Annotated in this window: 4 protein-coding genes and 1 tRNA gene; 3 read left to right on the top strand and 2 right to left on the bottom strand. The window is 72.1% G+C overall.

Translation table 11 applies throughout. The features are described 5' to 3' along the window. Positions 1 to 348 precede the first annotated feature (348 nt). Entirely contained in the window at positions 349 to 2,037 is a 1,689-nt protein-coding gene (locus ACY0I8_RS16515; RefSeq protein ID WP_461395621.1) for an acyl-CoA dehydrogenase family protein, read from the bottom strand. Positions 2,038 to 2,199: 162 nt separating this feature from the next. Between ACY0I8_RS16515 and ACY0I8_RS16510 the strand changes: the two genes are divergently transcribed. After that, on the top strand, positions 2,200 to 3,096 hold the full coding sequence (locus ACY0I8_RS16510) for a protoglobin domain-containing protein (RefSeq protein WP_461395622.1): 897 nt from the start codon (positions 2,200 to 2,202) through the stop codon (positions 3,094 to 3,096). 70 nt (positions 3,097 to 3,166) lie between these two features. Here ACY0I8_RS16510 and ACY0I8_RS16505 read toward each other — a convergent pair. Continuing rightward, positions 3,167 to 3,264, bottom strand: a tRNA-Sec gene (locus ACY0I8_RS16505). Between the two features lie 245 nt (positions 3,265 to 3,509). On the opposite strand from ACY0I8_RS16505, the gene ACY0I8_RS16500 reads away from it, so the two are divergent. Both ACY0I8_RS16500 and ACY0I8_RS16495 read left to right on the top strand, forming a co-directional pair. Then, a complete protein-coding gene (locus ACY0I8_RS16500; protein ID WP_461395620.1) occupies positions 3,510 to 4,142 on the top strand; it encodes a methyltransferase family protein in 633 nt (210 codons plus the stop codon). After that, positions 4,139 to 4,684 (top strand): EamA family transporter (locus ACY0I8_RS16495; RefSeq protein WP_461395619.1); only part of this gene is annotated, 546 nt, incomplete at its 3' end. The genes ACY0I8_RS16500 and ACY0I8_RS16495, both read left to right, overlap by 4 nt.

Here is a 4,684-nt window from a genome sequence, read left to right as displayed (position 1 = left end):
GACCTCCGATCGTGTAGGTGGTTCCAACCCACAGGATCGGCCGCATGGCGGCGACTCTTTCTTTGGAACCATGGCGATCATGTCGAAAGGGGTTGCTCGACCTCCACCCCCGGGCACCTAACGATTTGCCGGAAGAACCTTAATAAAGCGATTCAGGCGTTGTGACGGCGCGGCGAGGTGAGGGGCCGCACCCGGCTCTCCACCAGTCCCCCACCCGCGGGTTTCCGTAGCGACGATGGGGATCCGGCCGTATTTCCGTTGGTGTTCGTAGTCTTTATGCGAACCGGCCACCTCGCGGCCCGTCGGAGCTTCCAGCTTTCTAGCCTCCCCGCCTCCCAGCTTCCCCGCCTAAATCACCTCCCCCCGCCGGTCGATGAGCGTCCGGTCGCCCGCGAGCACCACGCCGGTGTCGAGGTCGATCTGGGGCAGGGCCTCGGCCACGAAAAGCTCCGCCAGCGCCTCGCGCTCCGGGTCGGCCAGGGCGTCGCGCAGGAGCAGGTACCCCGTGAGGACCAGGGTCTCGGTGTGGCACAGGCGCCGGGCCATGAGGTCCTGGTAGTCGGCCTCTCGCCGTTCGGCCACGTAGGCCACGGCCCGCCGGAGCTTCGCCCGGGCCTCGGCGAGGGCCCCGGCCAGGTCCCCGAGGCGGCCCCCGTACCCGAGCCCCGCGAGCTCGTCCACCAGGGGATCGAGCACCCGGTTCATCACCCCGCCCAGGGCCGCCACGTACTGCAGTTGCGTGGTCCCCTCGTAGATGTTTGTGACCCGGGCGTCCCGGCAGTGGCGCTCCACCTCGTAGTCCTTCATGTACCCGCTCCCGCCGTGGACCTGGAGGCTGTCGTAGGCCACCTGGTTCGCCACCTCGGTGGAGTAGGCCTTGGTAAGCGGCGTCAGGACCGAGGCGATCCGGTCCCAGCGCTTGGCCGCGGCCTCGTCGCCGGCGCGCTCGCACCCGTCCCGGAGGTCCACGTACCGCGTGGTCTCGTACAGGAGGGCCCGGGCCGCGTTCACCCGCACCCGCGAGCGCACGAGCATCTCATAGACCGCCGGGAACTCCTCGATGGCCCGGCCGAACTGGCGGCGGTTCGCCGCGTACTCCCGGGCCGAGCGGTAGGCGGCCTCGGCGATGCCCACGGCCTGGGCGCTCACCCCCACCCGGGCTCCGTTCATGAGCGACATGACGTACCGGGTGAGGCCCCGCCTCCGGGCGCCCACGAGCTCGGCCGGAGCGTCGTCGAACTCGATCTCGCAGGTGGGCGAGCCGTGGAGCCCCATCTTCTCCTCGATCCGCCGCACCCGCACCCGGGGCCCGGCCTCGCACACGAACAGCGAAAGCCCCCGGCCGTCGCGGGTCCCCTCCTCGGACCGGGCCAGCACCAGGAGGATCCGGGCGCACCCGTTGGTGATGAACTGCTTGGTGCCGGTCAGCCTCCACTGCCCGGTCTCCGGGTCCTGCCGGGCCCGGGTCCGCACGGCCTGGAGGTCGCTTCCGGCGTCGGCCTCGGTCAGCGCCATCGCGCCGTCGGCCTCGCCCGAGGCGAGCCGGGGCAGGTAGCGCTCCCGCTGCTCCTCGGAGCCGAACCGGTGGATCGTCTCCCCGATCTCCTGGAGCCCCACCAGGTTGTGGAGGCTCGCGTCGGCCCGGGCCACCATCTCCATCATCAGGTTGTAGACCGTGTTGGGGAAGTTGAGCCCGCCGTACCGTCGCGGCAGGGTGACCCCCAGGAGCCCGGCCTGGCGGAGGTCCTCGAGGCTCTGGCGTGTCCCCTCGGCCAGGCACACCTCCCCGTCCGCGAACCGCACCCCCTCCCGGTCCACCTGCCGGGCCCGGGGGTGGATCTTCCGGGCGCACAGCTCCCCCACCATGGCGAGCACGGCCTCGTAGAGCCCGAGGGCCTCGTCGTAGCTCCCCGGGGCCTCGGGGTACTCGGCCCCCTCGGTGAAGTCCCGCTCCCTGAGGCGCACGGCGTGCGCGAGGTCGGCCTGTCGGAGCCGGAACGCGAGATCCGGGGTGTCGAGGAAAAAGTTCTCGGCCATGGGGCTCCTCCCGGAAGCGGGGTTTGAGGTCGGTGGGGCGCTTGTAGCACCGCCCCGGCCCATGGTCAAACGAGGGCCCGGGGTTTTGCGCGGCGGGCGAGGCTCGGGTATCTATGGGCGAGCAACCCCGGAACTCCCCAGGAGGAACGACGCGTGGAACGCATGACCAGGGTGTTGGAGCACTACGGGTACGGGCCCGAGGACGAGGCCCGGCGGCAGCGGTTGCGGGAGATCCTGGAGCCCGAGGCCGACCGGTTCAGCGAGGCGTTCTTCGCCCACCTGGCCGCCGACCCCTACACGAAAGGGTTCTTCCCCAGCCCCGAGGCCGAGGCCCGTCGAAAGGCCACCAGCCGGGCCTGGCTCGTGGCCCTTTTGAGGGACCCCCTGGACGGGGGCTACCTCAAGCGGCTTCGCCGGGCGGGCAAGACCCACGTGGACATCGGGCTTCCGGGCCACTACGTGGCCGCCGCCATGAGCTTCACCCGGGCGTACCTGGAGGAGCGGGTGTGGGAGGCGGTGGCCGACCCGGCCGAGGCCCGGGCCCTCACGGGCACCCTCCACAAGCTGTTGGACCTCAGCCTCGACGCCATGACCGAGGCCTACCGGGAGGAGGAGCTCCGGCGGGTGTTCCTGTCGAAGCGGGTGGAGACCGGGCTGATCCGGTGGGTCGAGCGGGTCACCTACGGGCTCAACCTGCTTCTCGTGGTGGGGCTCGTGGCCATGACCGTGGCGATCACGGCGCTCTTCGTCTCGGACGTGGTGGAGGTGGCCACCGGGCGGATCGACGTGGGGGTGGTCCGGGCCCTGGGGTCGCTCCTCATCCTCTGGATGATGATCGAGCTTCTGCACGCCGAGGTGCGCTACCTGCGGGGCGGGCACTTCACCCTGCGGGTGTTTCTGGAACTCGCCCTGGTGGCCTTCATCCGCAAGCTCTTCGTCGCGGCCCTGGAGAAGACGAACGCGGTGGATTTTGCGCTGCTCCTTGCGGCCCTCGCCGTGCTCGGGGGGCTCTTCATCCTGATCGCCCGGGCGGAGCGCTCGGGCTCCGGGCCGGGATGATCCGGCTCCGGTTCTCGGCCCGGGAAACGAAAACGGGTTGCCGGCCGTCCGGCAACCCGTTGCGTCGTCGTGGCGGAGGTGGATGGGAATCGAACCCACCGGCGACGCTGTTCACGCCGCCCACCGGATTTGAAGTCCGGGAGAGCCACCAGTGCCCTGGCCACCTCCGCGGCGCATTGTAGGGGGGGCGGGGGAGTCGGTCAACGGGGAACCGTTCCGGTGGGCCCCTGGGGCCTTGGTGCGACATGTTGGCAGGCGCCGGAGCCGATGCACGCGCTCGCGGCCGGCCCGGGCTCGGCGCCCGGATCGCCAGAGGGATTCGCGTCCGCGCGTCCGCACGTCCCAGCGTCCAAACGTCCAAACGTCCAAACGTCCGCACGTCCCAGCGTCCGAGCGGCACAGGAGATAGAGCCGTGACGGGATTCGCGATCACGTTCCTGGCGGTGGCGGCCTACGGGGCCGTCCATTCGCTGCTCCTTTCGGAGCCGGCCCGCCGGGCGGTGCGGGCCGCCGTGGGGGAGGCGGCCTACCGGGGCTCGTTCCGGCTCGGCTACAACGCCCTGGCCGCCGTTCTCTTGGTGCTCCTGATCGCGGGGATCGCCCGGCTGCCCGACCGGGAGATCCTGCGCCTCGGCGGCCCGGCCGCCTGGCTCCTCTGGGGGGTGCGGCTCGCCGGCCTGGGCCTGATCGGCCAGTGCGTCCGGCGGGTGGGATGGGGGCGGTTCCTGGGGTGGGACCACTTCCGGGCCTGGCGCCGGGGGGAGGAGCCCCCGGGCACCGGCATGGAGGCCGGGGACCTCGTGGTGGAAGGCCCCTACCGGTACGTGCGCCACCCCATGTACGCCGCGGGCCTGGTGGTGGTGTGGGCCGACCCGGTGTGGACCGCGAACCGGCTCGCCTTTGCGCTGGCCGTGTCCGCCTACCTCTGGATCGGGGCGTGGCACGAGGAGCGCCGGCTCGTGGAGGCGTTCGGGGAGGCGTACCGCCGGTACCGGCGGGAAACCCCGGCGTTCCTTCCCCGGTGGCCGGGAGGGCGGCGGGGGTGACCTGGGCCGCGCTTTCGCTTGCGAGCGCGCTCGCCTGGTCGCTCGCGGATCTCTTCGCCAAGCGGGCGCTCGCGACCCTGCCGCCGGTGCGGGTGGCCTGGGTCCGCACGGCCCTGGCGCTCCCGGTGCTCGCCGCCGTGGCCCTGGGCACCGGGGTGACCCGGCCCGACGGCGTCTTCTGGGCCGCCTTCGCCTGCGCCCTGCCCCTCGAGATCGCCGCGGCGCTCCTCTACCAGCACGCCCTCCGGGCCTCGCCCCTGGGGCTCGCCGCGCCGTACCTCGCGTTCACCCCCGCGTTTCTCGTGTTCACCGGCCGGTGGATCCTGGGGGAGGTGCCGGCCGGCCCGGCCTACCTGGGCATCGGGTTCGTGTGCCTGGGGGGGTATCTCCTCCACCTGGAACCCGGCCTCGGGTGGGCCGAGCCGCTGCGGGCCCTGGCCCGGGAGCGGGGGAGCCGGCTCATGCTGGCCGTGGCCGCCCTCTACAGCGTGACCTCGGCCCTGGGGAAGATCGCGGTGGTGCACTCCGACCCGGTCACGTTC

The sequence above is a fragment of the Deferrisoma sp. genome, assembly GCF_054681715.1.
Note: the sequence above shows the minus strand (reverse complement) of the source record. Positions and strands in the feature narration are given on the sequence as shown.